Origin of the sequence: Pantoea sp. MT58 (assembly GCF_014495885.1) — a bacterium.
In the GTDB taxonomy this organism is placed as follows: domain Bacteria; phylum Pseudomonadota; class Gammaproteobacteria; order Enterobacterales; family Enterobacteriaceae; genus Pantoea; species Pantoea eucalypti.
On the sequence record NZ_CP061083.1, the window covers coordinates 2643009 to 2659136 of the forward strand.

The window sequence follows — 16128 nt, forward strand, 5'->3', positions numbered from 1 at the left end:
TGCATAAACTCATCATGCAGTCACATTTCGCAACAGAGTAATCACCAGTAATTTGCTTAAAGAACGAACATTACGCCGGTTTATCACCGATTATCTGCAGGATTATTGCCCGATTCATTCGCCACGATGTCTGTATCGCCTGCGTAAAACAAAAGCTCTTCTATACTTTTTCTGGACGTCAAAACCACCTGGAGAGATTTATGGCCAAGATTCTGGTGCTCTACTACTCGATGTACGGACATATTGAAACAATGGCGAACGCAGTTGCAGAAGGCGCTCGTCGGGTTCCCGGCGCGGAAGTGGATATCCTGCGGGTACCAGAAACAATGGAGGCCGATCGCTTTGCACAGGTGGGCGGCAAAACCAATCAGCAGGCTGCAGAAGCTTCGCCTGAGATGCTGCCGCACTATGACGCAATTATCGTCGGTACCCCGACCCGCTTTGGCAACATGGCCGGGCAGATGCGGACGTTCTGGGATCGCACTGGCGGTCTCTGGGCATCGGGTGCACTGTTTGGCAAGGTTGCCAGTGTCTTTACCTCAACCGGTACTGGCGGCGGTCAGGAACAGACTATTACGTCAGTCTGGACCACTCTGGCCCATCACGGCATGGTCATCGTTCCTATCGGCTACGGAACCAAAGAGCTGTTTGATATTTCTCAGGTTCGTGGTGGCACACCTTATGGGGCGACCACGCTGGCGGGCGGCGATGGCTCGCGTCAACCTACAGAGGCGGAACTCAATATTGCCCGTTTTCAGGGTGAACATGTTGCCGGACTGACTGTGAAACTGCAGGACTGATTTAATCAAGGAGAAAAGTATGTCTACTGAACAATCGAAAGCACATCACGTTGGCGAATGGGCAAGTTTGCGTCATACCTCCCCTGAAATTGCCGAGGCCATTTTCGAAGTGGCGAATTACGATGAAAGACTGGCAGAAGAGATCTGGCGTCAGCAAGGCAGCGACGATGTGCTCATTCGCGCCTTTGAAAAGACCGATAAAGATCTCCTGACCTGGGATGATAAGCCCGTAGAACGTAAGAACGTCTGATTCAGGGGCGGGAATTTCCCGCCCTCACTTTTTTAGCTCACCAAGGAGTACGTTATGTCTTCCTATCAAAGCATTAATCCCGCAAACAATGAATTGCTGAAAAGCTGGCCTTCACATGATGAATCGGCTGTCAGCCATGCGCTGGACGTGGCCGATCGTCTTTTCCACTCTTCATGGAGCAAAGGTGAAATTCAGCCACGTCTGCAGGTATTGAAAAAACTGGCTGACCTGATTGATAGCCGCGCGGAAGAGCTGGCGACCATCGCCAGTAAAGAGATGGGTAAACTGATTGGTCAGAGTCGTGGCGAAGTGAAAATCTGTTCACAGATTGCCCGCTACTACGCAGAGCATGCCGAACGTATTCTGCAGCCGCAGGCCTATCCCAGCGAGCTGGGCGAGGCCTGGGTTGAGTATCACCCGATTGGCGTGTTAGTTGCCGTCGAGCCGTGGAACTTCCCTTACTATCAGCTGATGCGCGTACTGGCACCTAATCTGGCGCTGGGCAACCCTGTGCTGGCGAAACATGCCAATATTGTGCCGCATTGTGCCGATGTGTTTGAAAAACTGGTTCGTGAAGCGGGTGCACCTGAAGGGGCCTGGACTAACCTGTTTATATCAAACGAGCAGGTTGCCGATCTGATTGCTGACGATCGCGTGCAGGGTGTTGCCCTGACCGGTTCAGAGCGCGCAGGCAGCGCCGTTGCTGAGCAGGCTGGTAAGTATCTTAAGAAATCGACGCTGGAACTGGGCGGCAATGATGTGTTTGTGGTGCTGGATGATGCGGATCTTGACGAAGCCGTGCGTCAGGGCGTGCAGGCACGTCTCAGCAATTGCGGTCAGGTCTGTACCGCCGCAAAACGCTTTATTTTACATGAGAAAATTGCCGATCGCTTTATCAGCCAGTTCAGTGCTGCGCTGAGTTCTGCAACGCTGGGCGATCCGCTGGATGAGAAAACCACACTTGGCCCGCTCTCTTCTGCTGATGCACGTGACCGCCTGGTGAAACAGGTCGATGAAGCGGTCGCTAATGGCGCAACACTGGTGACAGGCGGTAAAGCGGCAGAGGGCGCGGGTTGCTTCTATCAGCCAACCATTCTCACTGGCATCACCCCGGATAATCCTGCTTATTATCAGGAGTTCTTCGGTCCTGTGGCGCAGGTTTATGTCGTCGGCGACGATAATGCGGCTGTGGCGCTGGCAAACGACTCGCACTACGGTCTGGGTGGCTCAGTCTGGACGCGGGATACGGCTCGCGGTCGTAAACTGGCTTCCGCCATTGAAACCGGGATGGTGTTTATCAACTCACAGAGCGACACCTCAGCGGAACTGCCTTTTGGTGGTGTGAAACGTTCAGGCTATGGCCGTGAACTCTCTGATCTGGGTATCAAAGAGTTTGCTAACCAGAAACTGGTCGTTGTGGCGGGTTAATCGCCCTGCAGCCATAAAAAAACCCCGTTTCGACGGGGTTTTTTATTATGGGTCACTACAGCGCAATTACTGTGTTGCCGCAGCCGCTGATTTTGATTCGTCGTTGTGCACTGTGGCAGGCTTATTCGCAGCGTTAGCCTGGTCAGTTTTCGCGTCACTGGCTGAGGCTGCTTTGTCTTCCTTCGCTTTCTCAGCAGCGGCTTTATCGGCTGCCGCTTTATCCGCTTTAGCCTTCTCAGCGGCTGCTTTATCCGCTTTTGCTTTCTCAGCAGCCGCTTTATCTGCTTCAGACTTCTCAGCGGCAGCTTTGTCGGCTTCAGCTTTCGCTTTGGCTGCGGTCGCTTTATCCGCTTCAGCTTTATCAGCAGCAGCGTCATTCGTCGCTGCGGCTTTTGCGCTGTCGTCGTCAGACTGTGCTGCCGGTTGTGGTGCCGCCGCAGGTTGCATTGGCGTGCCCTGAAGCGCAGCATTCAGCGCCTGAGAGAACTGATCCCAGCTGCAATAGCCGTTTGCATCCGTCTCACAACCCGCCAGTTGCAGCGTAACGCGCTTCGGTGGATTTTTCAGATTCAGCACGTCAGCGTTGCGCAGCTGATCGGCCGTCTGATAGACATACTCGACTTTGAGCAGGTCTTTATCCGTTTTCGCATCATGCCAGCGTTCGAAAACAACCTGGCCGCCAATCGGCGTTTTTTCGTAAGTATCAGGCAGCTCATAAGGTTTGACCTGCAATGCGCTCAGCAGCGAGGCGATATTCGAGTCATGACCCACCATCAGCGTGATTTTCGGCGCGTTAGCTTTGTCCTGATCCACTAACTGACTGCGGATGTAATCCACCAGTGGGGCCGCCACTTCACGAGAAACGTCCGGGCTGGTGAACAGGGCGTCCTGATAACCATTTTTAATGGCTGACAGCTCTTTCCACTGTTCAGGCGTCTTGATCTGGCCCCATGCAACCTGATCCAGCGGGAATCCTTCATAATACTGCAGCGTAAACGCATCCATCAGGGAGTTACCCACTTTCAGCGGGCCACTGACAGTTGGCTCTTTACCGTTTTCAGCGCTGAAGGTGTTCTGGCCGCTGCTGAGATCGCACTGCTTTTTATTGTTGCAGGCAGGCGATGCTTTATAGTCGACAATCTTTTCCAGGCGCTGGAAAGCAGGTTTCAGCGACAGTTTTTCATTTGCTGCGGTCATCGCGGCCAGTGCTTTCTTATTGAAAGCATCGCTGCCATCGGTGATGACCGGATTAAAGATAGGATCCATGGAGCCCATTTCATCCTGGTGTGTGACCGCGACGTCACAGCCTGGGAAGGCACCATTAACAAAGAACTGAGCCGTCGCAACGGTGCGTTGCAGGCTGTTAGCGTAGACAAAGACGTTATTACTGTCAGGACAGCTGCCGTTCTTCACCAGGCCCTGCTGTGCCAGCCACTGACGGGTGTAATTACCCATGTAGACTTCCAGCACGCCACCTTTGGTGGTCAGCTGTCCGCCGGGAACATCCCACTGCGGCCAGCTTTTTTTGGTGGACTGTTCCAGCACGCTGCCATTATCGGCCAGTGGCGCACGCAGATTGTGACGACTCAACATCAGCACCTGTTGCAGCTGCATGTCACCCTCAGCAGCAAATGCTACCGTTCCGACCGGCAATGCAGCGAGCACTGACAATGCGCAAAGACTCAGTTTCTTGATCATTGTGCCTATTCCATTTATTCAGTAAAGAAACACTCTGGCTATCAACCGATTAGCTCGCCTCAGAGCGAAGTAATCAACAGTGTAACTCAGCTCGCCTCGGAAAAGCGCCAGATGTTTGCAAAAACAGTGAGTGGACTATAGCAGAGATGCATCGAACAGATGAATGCGCAGCCGCGCGTCAGCAGCAGAGACGTGGTTTTTCGGACTGGAGGAAGAAGCTGGAACGTCAGAAACGAAACAGGCCAGCACGGAGTGCTGGCCTGTAAAATGTGGCGGAGGAGGAGAGATTCGAACTCTCGGATGGTTTCCCATCGGCGGTTTTCAAGACCGCTGCCTTAAGCCGCTCGGCCACCCCTCCGTTTTGAAACTGTACTGCATCGGCAAAACTATTGATTTTTACCGCTTTATTGCCCGTGGCAGATAAAGTGGCGGAGGAGGAGAGATTCGAACTCTCGGATGGTTTCCCATCGGCGGTTTTCAAGACCGCTGCCTTAAGCCGCTCGGCCACCCCTCCGCAATGACGCGCACTATAAACACCCCGTTTAGGGATGTAAAGCATCTATCTGTTTATTCGCCTGAAAAACAGCCAGATTGTGATTTTTTGGTGTCAAAATCGCCACTCTGCTCAAACAATTAGCAGATTAGCGCGTAAAGAAGGGTAAAACGCCTTTTCCCTCTTTAATGGGCTGCGTATTCTCGGCACATATTTAACGATCTGCTTATTAGTGTTCTGCTTAAAGGAGCGCAACATGGAAAGAATTGTCACCTCATCGCAGTCGTCACTGCTTTCAACGCACAGAGTTCTGCGCAATACCTATTTTCTGCTTGGGCTGACTCTGGCCTTTTCGGCGGTTACAGCTACCGCCAGCACCCTGCTTGCCTTGCCTGCGCCGGGCCTGATCCTGATGCTGGTCGGCTTCTATGGTTTGATGTTTTTAACCTACCGCCTGGCTAACAGCCCGATGGGTATTCTTGCCGCGTTTGCGTTTACTGGCTTCCTGGGATACTGCCTGGGCCCTATTCTGAGCTCCTTCTTAACCGCAGGCATGGGCGACGTGATCGCACTGGCGCTGGGCGGTACGGCGCTGGTGTTCTTCTGCTGTTCTGCCTACGTGCTGACAACCCGTCGTGATATGTCCTTCCTGGGTGGCATGATGATGGCAGGTTTTGTGGTACTGCTGGTTGCGGTGGTCGCCAACATCTTCCTGCAGTTGCCTGCCTTGCATCTGGCTATCAGCGCCCTGTTTATTCTGTTTTCAGCCGGTGCGATTTTGTGGGAAACCAGCAACATCATTCATGGTGGCGAAACCAACTACATCCGCGCGACGGTCAGCCTCTATGTTTCGTTGTATAACATCTTCGTCAGCCTGCTTAGCCTGCTGGGTTTCGCCCGCAGCAACTAACCGGCAATGACAGTCGGCCTGTAAAACCCCGCTTCGGCGGGGTTTTTGCTTTTACTGCCTGCCAGGTTTGCTAAACTGCGCCGTCATTTACAGAGAGGAGATCACGTGAATTTTAACGGTAACGAAATCGCCGTCGATGCCGAAGGCTATCTGAAGAGTACCGACGACTGGAGTGAAGCGCTGGCGGCACACATTGCTGAGCGGGAAGGCCTCACCATGACCGAAGCACACTGGGAAGTGGTCCATTTTGTGCGCGCGTTTTATCTGGAATTTAATACCTCACCCGCCGTGCGGATGCTGGTAAAGGCAATGGCGAAGAAATACGGGGAAGAGAAAGGCAACAGCCGCTACCTCTTCCGCCTGTTTCCTGAAGGGCCGGCTAAACAGGCAACGAAAATTGCCGGCCTGCCTAAACCGGCAAAGTGTCTGTGATTAACCGGTTGTAAAATCGCGGGGTGGCTCTGCGGGCTGGTGCGGTTCCACCAGCACCTTATCAACGCGCGCACTGCGGGGCCCGCCCGCTTTAAGCCAGGCGATTAGCGCTTCGACCTTCTCCGCGTCGCCCCAGGCCAGCACCTCGACGCTGCCGTCATCCAGATTCCGCGCGTAGCCCAGCACGCCCAGCGTCCTGGCTTCTGCCTGCGTACTGTAACGAAACCCGACGCCCTGGACGCGGCCATGAACCCATGCTTTAAAACAGGCTGCTGACATTATTCTCTCCTGCTGCTGTTCGTTGCAATTTCCCGTTATCCACCGGACAATGGCGCCTCATTTTTTCAGGTAAGCATAGCAAACTATGACAGTCAGATTGATTCTCGCAAAGGGACGTGAAAAGTCCCTGCTCCGTCGCCATCCATGGGTCTTTTCAGGTGCCGTTGCACGTCTGGAAGGTAAAGCACAACGGGGTGAAACCCTTGACGTTTGTGACAGCAACGGCAAATGGCTGGCTCGCGCCGCATATTCACCCGAGTCGCAGATTCGCGCCCGCGTCTGGAGCTGGCAGGCCGATGAATCCATCGATATCGCTTTCTTTGTCCGCCGTTTCGAACAGGCGCAGCAGTGGCGTAAATGGCTGGCGGCCCGTGATGGTCTGGACAGTTATCGCCTGATTGCCGGTGAGTCTGATAATTTGCCCGGCGTCACTATTGATCGTTTTGGCAACTTTTTAGTAATGCAGCTGCTCTCGGCTGGCGCGGAATATCAGCGTGCGGCGATTATCACCGCCCTCCAGCAGTGTTTCCCTGGCTGCGCCATCTATGACCGTTCTGACGTCGCCGTACGCAAGAAAGAAGGTCTGGAGCTGACACAAGGCCCCGTCACCGGTGAACTGCCACCGCCCCTGCTGCCGATCACAGAACATGGCATGAAGCTGCTGGTTGATATCCAGGGCGGCCATAAAACGGGCTATTACCTTGATCAGCGTGACAGTCGTCTTGCTACGCGTCGTTATGCACAGGATGCACGTGTACTGAACTGCTTCTCTTACACAGGCGGATTCGCTGTTTCTGCGCTGATGGGTGGGTGTAAAGAAGTCATCAGTGTGGATACCTCTCAGGAAGCGCTGGACGTAGCCCGTCAGAACGTTGAACTGAACGAGCTGGATCTTTCTCGCGCCCGTTTTGAGCGTGATGATGTGTTCAAACTGCTGCGCCGCTATCGTGACAGTGGCGAGAAATTTGATCTGATCATTATGGATCCGCCCAAATTCGTCGAAAACAAAAGCCAGTTAATGGGTGCCTGTCGCGGCTATAAAGATATTAATATGCTTGCCATTCAGTTACTGAATCCGGGCGGGGTCCTGATGACCTTCTCCTGCTCCGGTCTGATGGCTACCGAACTGTTCCAGAAGATTATTGCCGATGCCGCGCTGGATGCGGGACGCGAAGTGCAGTTTATCGAACAGTTCCGTCAGGCAGCGGATCATCCGGTCATCGCCAGCTATCCGGAAGGCCTCTATCTGAAAGGTTTTGCCTGCCGCGTGATGTGACTTGAAAAATGGGCTCCTGACCCCATATTGGTAAGAGAGCTTTTTTTCGGAGGTCACTATGATTGCCAGTAAAATGATTGCCAGTAAATTTGGTATTGGTCAGCAGGTTCGTCATCGTTTGTCCGGCGTACTGGGCGTTATCGTTGATGTCGATCCTGAGTACTCGTTAGACGAGCCTAAAATTGAAGATGTTGGCGCAGAAGAAAAGATGCGTACCGCACCCTGGTATCATGTGGTGATGGAAGATGAGGAAGGCGATCAGGTTCATACCTATGTCGCAGAGATTCAGCTTTCAGGTGAAACCAGCATTGAACATCCTGAGCAACCTTCAATGGATGAGCTCGCTGCATCCGTACGTCAGCAATTGCAGGCACCTCATTTGCGACACTAATCTGTGGCGGCACGCTCTGCCGCCACCCCTGATTTAGCGCGTAATCCCCAGACGTGGAATTTCAATCTTCGGGCAACGATCCATAATGACCGTCATGCCTGCATCCTGAGCCAGCACAGCCGCCTGTTCATTAATCACGCCGAGTTGCAGCCATAATGTCTTTGCCCCGACGGCTATAGCCTCCTGGGCGACACCCCATGCGGCTTCAGAATTGCGGAAGACATCCACCATATCAATCCCGCCGGGTACATCCGCCAGACTGGCATAACCCTGTTGCCCCAGCACTGTTTTCCCTGCAAGTTTCGGGCTGACCGGGATCACGTCATAGCCCTGATCAAGCAGATACTTCATCACACCGTAACTGGGACGTTCGGGGCGATCACTTGCTCCAACTAAGGCGATACGTTGGGTTCGCGTCAGCACGTCACGAATTGTCTGGTCGTTCATGTTTCTCTCCTTTCAGGCCAGCGTTGAGTGTAGATGGGTGCGCTCGTTAACGGGTAAGTCCTGAGCACAATTAATTGAACCCGCGCACGAATAAATATGTTTAAATGTAAATTAACTGCCATAATGTAAGAATTTGCTACACATCCCCTTTCGTGTCATCAGTTACCGGAGTTGAAATGAAGCTGTCGCTGGCTGTAACGGGGTTACTTACACTCCTCGTTTCGGCGTCCTGTTCTGCCATCACATTAAAGCTTGATCCGCAAATCGAGCTACTGGTGCTGGATGGTCGAAAAATTTCAGGCTCGCTCCTCAAAGGAGCTGACAGCCTGGAGCTGGATCGCGGTCAGCATCAGTTTCTGTTCCGGGTAGAGCATCAGCGCAAAGGGCTGAAAGAGAATGTCATTGCCTATCAGTCTCTGCCGATGATTGTCACGTTCACTGCTGTAGCCAAAACCATTACTATTCGGCTGCCCGCGCTGGAGACAAAACGCGAGCGTTATCATTTTGACCGCAGCCTTAACTTCCAGCTGGTGGATGAAAAAGGCACGGAGATTACCAGCGTGCGTGACCACCTGCCGGCCATCACAACCGCCGACATGGAAAAAGCGATGCTGAATTATAACCGCACCCGCCAGATCGCCTCTGTGCCCCGGTTTGCAAATTCCGCTTCTGCTCCCCCCTCTTCCGTCAGGCTTACCGCCGACCTGGACTGGACTTCACAGGCCGAACTGCCCTCGCTGCACCGCTGGTTTCATCGTTTCGATGAAGCGACGCGCCAGCAATTTATGACACTGGTCAAAATGCTACGTACGAGTTGATAGCGTTAATGGGCCAGAGGTAAACTCAGGATCCCTCTCATTGCGCATGAGCCTTATCAGGACGCCTCTATGGAACAGACTGTTCGCACCCTTGGCACCATAAAACATATCGCGCTGGTCGCCCATGACCACTGCAAAGCCGCACTGCTTGACTGGGTTAAACAGAATCAGCCCGCGCTGGAACAACACATCCTCTATGCGACCGGGACGACCGGGAATCTGATTAATCGTGATACCGGTCTGAACGTGACAGCCATGCTGAGCGGTCCGATGGGCGGTGATCAGCAGGTGGGTGCGCTGATTTCAGAAGGAAAAATTGATGCACTGATTTTTTTCTGGGATCCGCTTAACGCCGTGCCGCACGATCCGGATGTCAAAGCGCTGCTGCGTCTGGCAACCGTCTGGAATATTCCGGTTGCCACAAATCGCTCCACAGCGGACTTTATTATTCAGTCGCCGCTGTTTGCGCAAAGCCTGGAGATTATGATTCCCGATTATCAGCGCTATCTGGCCGATCGCCTGAAATAACTCAGGCTTTACGCAGTACTGGCACACCGAGCTCGCGGAAGTCATCGACAAACGGTGACGGTGCTGCTTTATCGAACAGTAAAAAGACCTGCTGACGCGCTCGCGTCAGTGCCACATAGGCCAGACGGCGCTCCTCCGCATGCGGGAAAGGTTCGGGCTGCGGCAGTAAGCCCTGTTCAATAACTGACTCGCGAACTTCCGCCGGGAACCCCTCTTTGCCCTGCTGTAAACCCAGCAGAATGACATAATCCGCCTGCTGGCCTTTGCTGGCGTGGATCGTCATAAAGTCCAGATTGAGTTTCGGCCAGCGGGTTCGGGCTTTATCCAGTATGTCTGGCCGCAGATAGTGATAGCGCGCCAGCAGCAGAATACGCTCATCCGGTTGCGCATAACCACTGAGCTTGTTCAGCAGGGCGTCCAGCTGATCCTCTGCCAGCAATGCAATCGATTTCTTATTGCCTTTGGTGACGCTATTCAGTGGTTTTGCCAGCTGTTGAGGATTCTGCTGGATAAAACGATTAGCAATATCGCCAATGCGATCGTTAAAGCGGTAGGTGGTGTCGAGCACGCAACGATCACCCTCACCAAAATAGTGATGGAATGCGGTCGTCAGCGTCATCTCTGCGCCGCTGAAGCGATAGATAGCCTGCCAGTCATCGCCAACCGCAAACAGGGCGGTGCGCTTATTCTGCTGGCGGAGTGCGCTGAGCAAGGCGGCACGCTGAGGTGAAATATCCTGGAACTCATCCACCAGTATGTGTTTCCACGGACTAATAAACCGCCCTTTTTCCAGAACGGCTATTGCCTGATGAATCAGACCCGAAAAGTCGACCGCGCCCTCCTCTTTCAACGCACTCTTCCACGCTTTCAACAACGGTGCCATCAGTTTGATGCGTTTACTGAAGAGATCCCGGACCTCTTCCGGCACATCCGCGATCATAGCTGCCTGTGCACCTCCGTGCATGCGCATCAGGCCGAGCCAGCGCTCCAGTCGTGACGCCAGCCGCTTTGCCAGCCTGTCGTCCTCCCAGAAAGGCCCCTCCGGTAATTCCCACTGCAGTTCGTCACGCAGCCACTGACGCCAGCCGTTTGCCATCGCTTTCTTCTCATGGCACTGCTGCTGCCATTCCCGGATCAATAACGCGCGACGCGCATCCGCATCACTCTCCAGCTTGCTGATAACCGGCTGCTTATTACTGCCTTCACGAATAATATGCAGCGCCAGAGAATGGAAGGTTCTCGCCTGGATGTCATCCGCGGAGAGCCGTGACTGGATACGCTCGTTCATCTCTTTGGCAGCCTCGCGGCCAAATGCCAGTAACAGGATTTGATCGGCGCTGGCCAGCTTGCGCTGCATTAACCAGCCTGCCCGGGCCACCAGCACTGACGTTTTACCGCTACCGGCGCCAGCCAGCACCAGCAATGAATTTTCGCCGTTGACCACCGCCTCACACTGCGACTGATTCAGTGGCGTGCTCTCGACGCTGGCAAAGAATGCCTGATAACGGCTTAACATAGCGGCCGTCCAGTCGCGGTTTCGCTGCTGCAAGGCCGCGTCACCCTGATCCAGCCAGCGCTGACAAAACGCCCAGTTCTCGCGGCAGTCAGCAAACTCTTTTAAGCGGATAAGAGGCATTGGCAACGCATCGAACTGTTTGAGAATTTTTGTTTTCAGCCCCTGCAGTTCGTGGCGGTTGAGCCAGCGATCCTGCGCGCCAAAGGTCTCGATTTCATCATGCAGCGACTGGAGTACCTCACGGCAGACTGCGCTCATCTCCAGACTCCAGCTCTGCCAGGCCTGCATCAGATAGTGGTGAAAGCGCTGCGTCTCCTGCCATTCCGTTCCGTGCAGCCGAACCACTTTTTCATCGGCCAGCAAAAATTCCAGTTCGCCCCATACCAGCCCACGCTTGCAGGCAATATCCAGTAACTGGTTAAAGGGGATCAGATACTCGTGCTTATCGCCACTGACTTCGACGCCCGCCGCCATCAGGCGGACACGATTATAAGGATGCTGGGCAAGTCGTTTGCCCATCGAGGTTGCTTTCAGTTCCACGCCGACACCAACGTCAGATAACAGGATTAAGGGGAGTTTACCTGTCAGACCCTTAGCGCTCCAGCCTTAAAACAAGCTAAACTTGGCGTCACATCTTGCGGAATGCAAAAGGAAAAGACGATCATGCGCACCGTTTTAAATATTCTTAATTTTGTCCTGGGTGGCTTTTTCACCACGCTGAGCTGGCTGTTTGCCACTTTAATCAGTGTCGTGCTGATTTTTACCCTGCCACTGACCCGCTCCTGCTGGGAAATTACAAAGCTCTCGCTGCTGCCGTTTGGCAACGAGGCGGTGCATGTCGATGTGCTTCGTCCTGAAAGTAAGAGTCATATTCTGAATACCGGCGGAACTTTCCTGAATATTTTCTGGCTGATTTTCTTTGGCTGGTGGCTCTGCCTTTCACATATCTCGGTGGGGATTGTGCAATGCATCAGCATCATCGGTATTCCAACAGGGATTGCGAACTTTAAGATTGCCGCTATCGCCCTCTGGCCGGTTGGACGCCGCGTGGTGTCCGTGGAAGAGGCGCGCGCCGCGCGCGAAGCCAATGCCCGCCGCTATTAATATGATGTCGGATGCAGTGCCTGGCTGGCGAAAATATCTGTTTAATAGTACGTGGCGCTATCTGCTGCGGATTTTGTTTGCGCTGAGTGGCTGCGCTGCCATCCCCTGGTGGCTGCATCAGATTGAGTGGACGATTCCCTTAACGCTGGGGGTGGTCGCGGCTGCGCTGGCCGATCTTGATGATCGCCTGGCCGGTCGTCTGAAGAATCTGCTGATTACCCTGCTTTGCTTCTGCATCGCCTCCGTTTCAGTAGAACTCCTGTTTCCCTATCCGTTCGCCTTTATTGTCGGGCTGGCGATCTCGACATGGGGCTTTATTCTGCTGGGTGCCCTGGGCCAGCGCTACGCCACTATCGCGTTTGGTGCGCTGCTGATTGCGGTCTATACCATGCTCGGCATCGGGCTGTTCAGTCAGTGGTATATGCAGCCGATGCTGCTGCTGGTCGGCGCGCTGTGGTACAACCTGCTGACGCTGCTGGGTCATCTGATGTTTCCGGTCCGGCCGGTGCAGGAACAGCTGGCTGGCAGCTTTTCACAACTGGCGCGTTACCTGGATGCCAAAGGGAATCTCTTCGATCCGGATGCTGGCGAGCAGGATGACGCCGCGTTTATCGATGCGGCGATGGTCAACAGCCAGTTAGTGGCGCAGCTCAACCTGACCAAAACTACGCTGCAGAGTCGACTGCGTGGCGATCGCGGATCACGCGGTACCCGCCGTAGTCTGCACTACTATTTTGTGGCGCAGGACATTCATGAACGGGCCAGCTCGTCCCATTTGCAATATCATCTGCTGCGCGGTGACTGGCGCTATAACGAAATTCTGTTTCGCTTCCAGCGTCTTCTTAACATGCAGGCACAAGCCTGTCGCCAGCTGGCACACTGCATTCTGATGCGTGAAAGATGGGTGCATGACAGTCGATTTGAGCGCGCGTTTGAACGATTACAAAAAGCAATTGAACGTCTGGAGCAGCGCGAGCCTGAGGCCGAGCATACCCGTGCCCTTTTCTGGCTGCTGCGCAATCTGCGCGCCATTGATGCCCACCTTGCCTCCATCGAATCTGAACAGACGCTGGCCGGTGAAGATCCTCAGCACAGCGATAATCTGCTGTCACGCGAAGGATTAAGTGGCTGGAGTGACATCAGGCTGCGCTTTAGCCGTCATCTCTCTCCCTCATCGGCGCTATTCCGGCATGCAGTTCGCATGTCAGTCGTGCTCTGTATCGGCTATGGCTTCATTAAGATCACCGGACTCGAGCGGGGATACTGGATTTTGCTGACCAGCCTGTTTGTCTGCCAGCCCAACTACAACGCAACGCAGCGGCGACTGGCCTTACGTATCGGCGGAACACTGGCGGGCATTGCTATTGGTCTGCCCGTTTTATGGCTGGTGCCCTCAATTGAAGGGCAGTTAATCCTGATTGTGATTTCCGGCGTGCTGTTCTTCGCTTTCAGGCAGGTACAGTATGCGCAGGCCACGCTGTTTATCACATTGCTGGTTCTGCTCTGCTTTAACCTGTTAGGGGAAGGCTTTGAGGTCGCCCTGCCACGCGTAGTGGACACCTTACTCGGCTGTGGCCTGGCCTGGCTGGCTGTGGCGTTTATCTGGCCAGACTGGCGCTTTCGTCAGTTGCCGGCGGTGGCTGAACGAACCCTGAAAGCGAACTGCCGCTATCTGGATGCGATCATGGAACAGTATCATCAGGGCAAGGATAACCGTCTCGCCTATCGCATTGCCCGCCGTGACGCACACAATGCAGATGCCGAGCTGGCATCCGTGGTTTCAAACATGAGCAGTGAAAGTCGCACCAGTCAGAAACTGCGCGAATCGGCTTTTCAGCTGCTTTGCTCAAACCACTCGTTTCTGAGTTACATTTCTGCACTCGGCGCGCACCGTGACAAAATTACGGCACCAGAACTGCTGACCTTGCTGGATGATACAGTTTGTTATGTTGAGGATGTGCTTCAGACGGACGTAGTCAGCGATGAGCATGTTGAAACAATGCGCCATCAACTGGCTCATCGCATCAGCCAGTTGGCCGCAGATGCGGATGTGCGTGCGCCGCTGGTGCTTCAGCAACTCGGACTGCTGGTAGCCTTAATGCCTGATGTGGCTCGCCTGCGCCGCACGCTTATTGCTGATTAGCCTTCTTCGCCTCTGAAGTCTGGTTTCGATAAAAGCGTGCGTTGAAACCATGCATTCAGCTCGGCACGGGTGGCCAGTGGCAGTGCGGCCGCATGGTGGCCCGTAATCGCACCCTGCAGCGCCAGTAGTGTCTGAAATCCAACGTGCTGGTTGATCGCTTTTAACTTCAGCCAGCACTGTTTGGCTCCCATCTGGTAAAGATGATTGACACTCATCACGCCCGCCTCGTACAACATGACTTCCATGCGTACACTGAGATTAGGCAGATCTTTCAAACGCGGAGAGGCTTGTCTGTGCTGCAACTCGCGCTGTGCCGTTTCTAAAGAGGCCGCGGAGAGCGTCAGAAGATGGTCAGGATCCCGCCATAAGGCTTCATCGACCTGAAAGTAATCAAGCTTCACTGACTTGCCCCGTTTGCGAAAAATCAGGGGCTGGAGCGGACGGTCGGTAATGTAATCCCGCAAGGGTTCACTGGCCCGCAGGTAGAGTTCATCTTTATTAATTAACGCGAAAACCACGCTTTCGACAGCCAGTGCATAGCCACCAAACTGGGTCCGGGACTCAATTGTTCCCAACGGGCCCAGGTGCGCTCTGGAGCGCTCGACAACCGGATTAATCTTTTTCATTGCACCACCTCCATGTAAGAAATATCTGGTAAATTACGTTGTGTATCAGGTAATTAGAAGATAAAAAAAAGTGGCAGCGGGTTCAATGAATAAATAGTGCTTCAACTAATCTTGTCGCGTTTTTGCGAGGCGTTTTCAGAAATTTGGGTTGATCTTTATCCAGGATGACAGTACTGTATATTCATACAGTCCACTGCTGGTGATTAACTTATGCGAACACAACATCCTAATAATGCACGCTATGCTCATCATTATGCGTCCTCTTCTGTTCCGTCCACGCAGGGTGGTGGAATTACTGAGTTACGTTACAGCGAGCAGCCCGGTATGATGCAGATGATGCTGTTGCCGTTATTACAGCAACTGAGTCAGCAGTCACGCTGGCAGTTGTGGTTAACACCGGCACATAAACTGAACCGCACCTGGTTGCAGGAATCAGGCTTACCATTAGATAAAAGTATGCATATCGCCGATTCTGAACGTCTGAATGCGGTTGAGGCGATGGTTAAAGCGTTGCGTACGGGAAATTACAGCGTTGTTCTGGCATGGATTCCGTACGATCTTGATGAAAATGAGCGTCGTCAACTTGAAAATGCGGCAGCTGAGGGTGAAGCGCTGGGTTTGATTTTGCGGGCCAGTGGGACAACGGAAGCGCCTCTGAGACCGCAAAGTGCGATAAAAATTCAGTCGGATTTGTTTCATTAAGTAAAAATAAGAAGTTTCCCAGGCTATTATTCTTATCAGTTGTCGCTAAACCACTGATTCTGTTAGTTCGAGCTGTGACAATGGGTTAGCAGGTTTTTTGGGCTTTTTGCTGCGACGTTACGACCATCCTAATTGTTAGAAATTGTGTATAAACCGCTGTTTTTTTACAGTAGCGCCTCACATCATACTTGTAAGTTTCCAATCTCGTTGTAGACTTTAGCTCGCCAGGGTGCTCAATAACCTCCGTTTTTTGCGGTAGAGTCATAAGCGAGCGTTTTGACCCGGCG

Annotated in this window: 17 protein-coding genes and 2 tRNA genes; 12 read left to right on the forward strand and 7 right to left on the reverse strand. The window is 53.4% G+C overall.

Going from position 1 to position 16128, the window contains the following annotated elements:
• Positions 1-200 precede the first annotated feature (200 nt).
• Genes wrbA through IAI47_RS12560 form a run of 3 tightly spaced genes read left to right on the forward strand, consistent with a single transcriptional unit; the run spans position 201 to position 2478 of the window.
• Positions 201-800, forward strand: a complete 600-nt coding sequence (gene wrbA / locus IAI47_RS12550; RefSeq protein WP_003850004.1) for an NAD(P)H:quinone oxidoreductase — start codon at positions 201-203, stop codon at positions 798-800.
• A 19-nt stretch (positions 801-819) separates the two neighbouring features.
• Positions 820-1050: a YccJ family protein gene (locus IAI47_RS12555; RefSeq protein WP_003850006.1), complete on the forward strand. Its 231-nt coding sequence runs from the start codon at positions 820-822 to the stop codon at positions 1048-1050.
• Positions 1051-1104: 54 nt separating this feature from the next.
• The gene (locus IAI47_RS12560; protein WP_008925885.1) at positions 1105-2478 is read left to right on the forward strand and encodes an NAD-dependent succinate-semialdehyde dehydrogenase; all 1374 of its coding nucleotides are present in this window, start codon (positions 1105-1107) and stop codon (positions 2476-2478) included.
• Between the two features lie 66 nt (positions 2479-2544).
• Here IAI47_RS12560 and agp read toward each other — a convergent pair whose 3' ends face one another.
• The 3 genes from agp to IAI47_RS12575 form a co-directional block, all read right to left on the reverse strand.
• Positions 2545-4176, reverse strand: coding sequence for a bifunctional glucose-1-phosphatase/inositol phosphatase (gene agp / locus IAI47_RS12565; RefSeq protein ID WP_008925884.1), 1632 nt, complete (start codon positions 4174-4176; stop codon positions 2545-2547).
• A gap of 270 nt (positions 4177-4446) precedes the next feature.
• Positions 4447-4534: transfer RNA gene (locus tag IAI47_RS12570), tRNA-Ser, on the reverse strand.
• Positions 4535-4602: 68 nt separating this feature from the next.
• A tRNA-Ser gene (locus tag IAI47_RS12575) sits at positions 4603-4690 on the reverse strand.
• Positions 4691-4925: 235 nt separating this feature from the next.
• Here IAI47_RS12575 and yccA point away from each other — a divergent pair.
• Together yccA and tusE are read left to right on the forward strand one after the other, a co-directional pair.
• Positions 4926-5579 carry an FtsH protease modulator YccA gene (gene yccA, locus IAI47_RS12580; RefSeq protein WP_003850014.1) on the forward strand — a complete coding sequence of 218 codons (654 nt, stop codon included), beginning with the start codon at positions 4926-4928 and terminating at the stop codon, positions 5577-5579.
• Positions 5580-5684: 105 nt separating this feature from the next.
• Positions 5685-6011: a sulfurtransferase TusE gene (tusE, locus tag IAI47_RS12585; protein WP_003850016.1), complete on the forward strand. Its 327-nt coding sequence runs from the start codon at positions 5685-5687 to the stop codon at positions 6009-6011.
• Here tusE and yccX read toward each other — a convergent pair whose 3' ends face one another.
• Positions 6012-6290, reverse strand: a complete 279-nt coding sequence (yccX, locus tag IAI47_RS12590) for an acylphosphatase (RefSeq protein WP_003850019.1) — start codon at positions 6288-6290, stop codon at positions 6012-6014. It abuts the gene before it with no gap.
• A gap of 85 nt (positions 6291-6375) precedes the next feature.
• Between yccX and rlmI the strand changes: the two genes are divergently transcribed.
• Positions 6376-7566: a 23S rRNA (cytosine(1962)-C(5))-methyltransferase RlmI gene (gene rlmI / locus IAI47_RS12595; RefSeq protein ID WP_003850021.1), complete on the forward strand. Its 1191-nt coding sequence runs from the start codon at positions 6376-6378 to the stop codon at positions 7564-7566.
• A gap of 73 nt (positions 7567-7639) precedes the next feature.
• Complete coding sequence (gene hspQ / locus IAI47_RS12600; protein WP_010246651.1) at positions 7640-7957, forward strand: heat shock protein HspQ; 318 nt, start codon at positions 7640-7642, stop codon at positions 7955-7957.
• A gap of 33 nt (positions 7958-7990) precedes the next feature.
• Here hspQ and IAI47_RS12605 read toward each other — a convergent pair whose 3' ends face one another.
• Positions 7991-8404 (reverse strand): CoA-binding protein, encoded by a 414-nt coding sequence (locus tag IAI47_RS12605; RefSeq protein WP_003850025.1) that lies wholly within the window; start codon positions 8402-8404, stop codon positions 7991-7993.
• Between the two features lie 176 nt (positions 8405-8580).
• Between IAI47_RS12605 and IAI47_RS12610 the strand changes: the two genes are divergently transcribed.
• Together IAI47_RS12610 and mgsA are read left to right on the forward strand one after the other, a co-directional pair.
• Positions 8581-9222, forward strand: coding sequence for a DUF2057 family protein (locus IAI47_RS12610; RefSeq protein WP_008925883.1), 642 nt, complete (start codon positions 8581-8583; stop codon positions 9220-9222).
• A gap of 69 nt (positions 9223-9291) precedes the next feature.
• Positions 9292-9750, forward strand: a complete 459-nt coding sequence (gene mgsA, locus IAI47_RS12615) for a methylglyoxal synthase (protein ID WP_003850029.1) — start codon at positions 9292-9294, stop codon at positions 9748-9750.
• A gap of 1 nt (position 9751) precedes the next feature.
• On the opposite strand, the gene helD is transcribed toward mgsA, so the two are convergent.
• Positions 9752-11806, reverse strand: coding sequence for a DNA helicase IV (gene helD / locus IAI47_RS12620; RefSeq protein WP_033743159.1), 2055 nt, complete (start codon positions 11804-11806; stop codon positions 9752-9754).
• A gap of 123 nt (positions 11807-11929) precedes the next feature.
• Here helD and IAI47_RS12625 point away from each other — a divergent pair, with 123 nt between their 5' ends.
• Both IAI47_RS12625 and yccS read left to right on the forward strand, forming a co-directional pair.
• The gene (locus tag IAI47_RS12625) at positions 11930-12370 is read left to right on the forward strand and encodes a YccF domain-containing protein (RefSeq protein WP_003850033.1); all 441 of its coding nucleotides are present in this window, start codon (positions 11930-11932) and stop codon (positions 12368-12370) included.
• On the forward strand, positions 12354-14513 hold the full coding sequence (gene yccS, locus IAI47_RS12630; RefSeq protein WP_008925881.1) for a YccS family putative transporter: 2160 nt from the start codon (positions 12354-12356) through the stop codon (positions 14511-14513). The genes IAI47_RS12625 and yccS overlap by 17 nt, the downstream gene beginning before the upstream one ends.
• Here yccS and IAI47_RS12635 read toward each other — a convergent pair.
• Positions 14510-15139, reverse strand: coding sequence for a TfoX/Sxy family protein (locus IAI47_RS12635; RefSeq protein ID WP_003850036.1), 630 nt, complete (start codon positions 15137-15139; stop codon positions 14510-14512). The genes yccS and IAI47_RS12635 overlap by 4 nt on opposite strands.
• 210 nt (positions 15140-15349) lie before the next feature.
• On the opposite strand from IAI47_RS12635, the gene sulA reads away from it, so the two are divergent.
• Entirely contained in the window at positions 15350-15841 is a 492-nt protein-coding gene (gene sulA, locus IAI47_RS12640) for an SOS-induced cell division inhibitor SulA (protein ID WP_003850038.1), read from the forward strand.
• Positions 15842-16128 lie beyond the last annotated feature (287 nt).

Excerpts from the sequence above, each read along its gene's own strand:
- hspQ (WP_010246651.1), top strand. The coding sequence starts at position 7,640 with ATGATTGCCAGTAAATTTGGTATTGGTCAGCAGGTTCGTCATCGTTTG.
- yccA (WP_003850014.1), top strand. The coding sequence starts at position 4,926 with ATGGAAAGAATTGTCACCTCATCGCAGTCGTCACTGCTTTCAACGCAC.
- IAI47_RS12555 (WP_003850006.1), top strand. The coding sequence starts at position 820 with ATGTCTACTGAACAATCGAAAGCACATCACGTTGGCGAATGGGCAAGT.
- rlmI (WP_003850021.1), top strand. The coding sequence starts at position 6,376 with ATGACAGTCAGATTGATTCTCGCAAAGGGACGTGAAAAGTCCCTGCTC.
- mgsA (WP_003850029.1), top strand. The coding sequence starts at position 9,292 with ATGGAACAGACTGTTCGCACCCTTGGCACCATAAAACATATCGCGCTG.
- IAI47_RS12560 (WP_008925885.1), top strand. The coding sequence starts at position 1,105 with ATGTCTTCCTATCAAAGCATTAATCCCGCAAACAATGAATTGCTGAAA.
- sulA (WP_003850038.1), top strand. The coding sequence starts at position 15,350 with ATGCGAACACAACATCCTAATAATGCACGCTATGCTCATCATTATGCG.
- IAI47_RS12625 (WP_003850033.1), top strand. The coding sequence starts at position 11,930 with ATGCGCACCGTTTTAAATATTCTTAATTTTGTCCTGGGTGGCTTTTTC.
- IAI47_RS12610 (WP_008925883.1), top strand. The coding sequence starts at position 8,581 with ATGAAGCTGTCGCTGGCTGTAACGGGGTTACTTACACTCCTCGTTTCG.
- agp (WP_008925884.1), bottom strand. The coding sequence starts at position 4,176 with ATGATCAAGAAACTGAGTCTTTGCGCATTGTCAGTGCTCGCTGCATTG.
- IAI47_RS12635 (WP_003850036.1), bottom strand. The coding sequence starts at position 15,139 with ATGAAAAAGATTAATCCGGTTGTCGAGCGCTCCAGAGCGCACCTGGGC.
- yccX (WP_003850019.1), bottom strand. The coding sequence starts at position 6,290 with ATGTCAGCAGCCTGTTTTAAAGCATGGGTTCATGGCCGCGTCCAGGGC.
- IAI47_RS12605 (WP_003850025.1), bottom strand. The coding sequence starts at position 8,404 with ATGAACGACCAGACAATTCGTGACGTGCTGACGCGAACCCAACGTATC.
- wrbA (WP_003850004.1), top strand. The coding sequence starts at position 201 with ATGGCCAAGATTCTGGTGCTCTACTACTCGATGTACGGACATATTGAA.
- yccS (WP_008925881.1), top strand. The coding sequence starts at position 12,354 with ATGCCCGCCGCTATTAATATGATGTCGGATGCAGTGCCTGGCTGGCGA.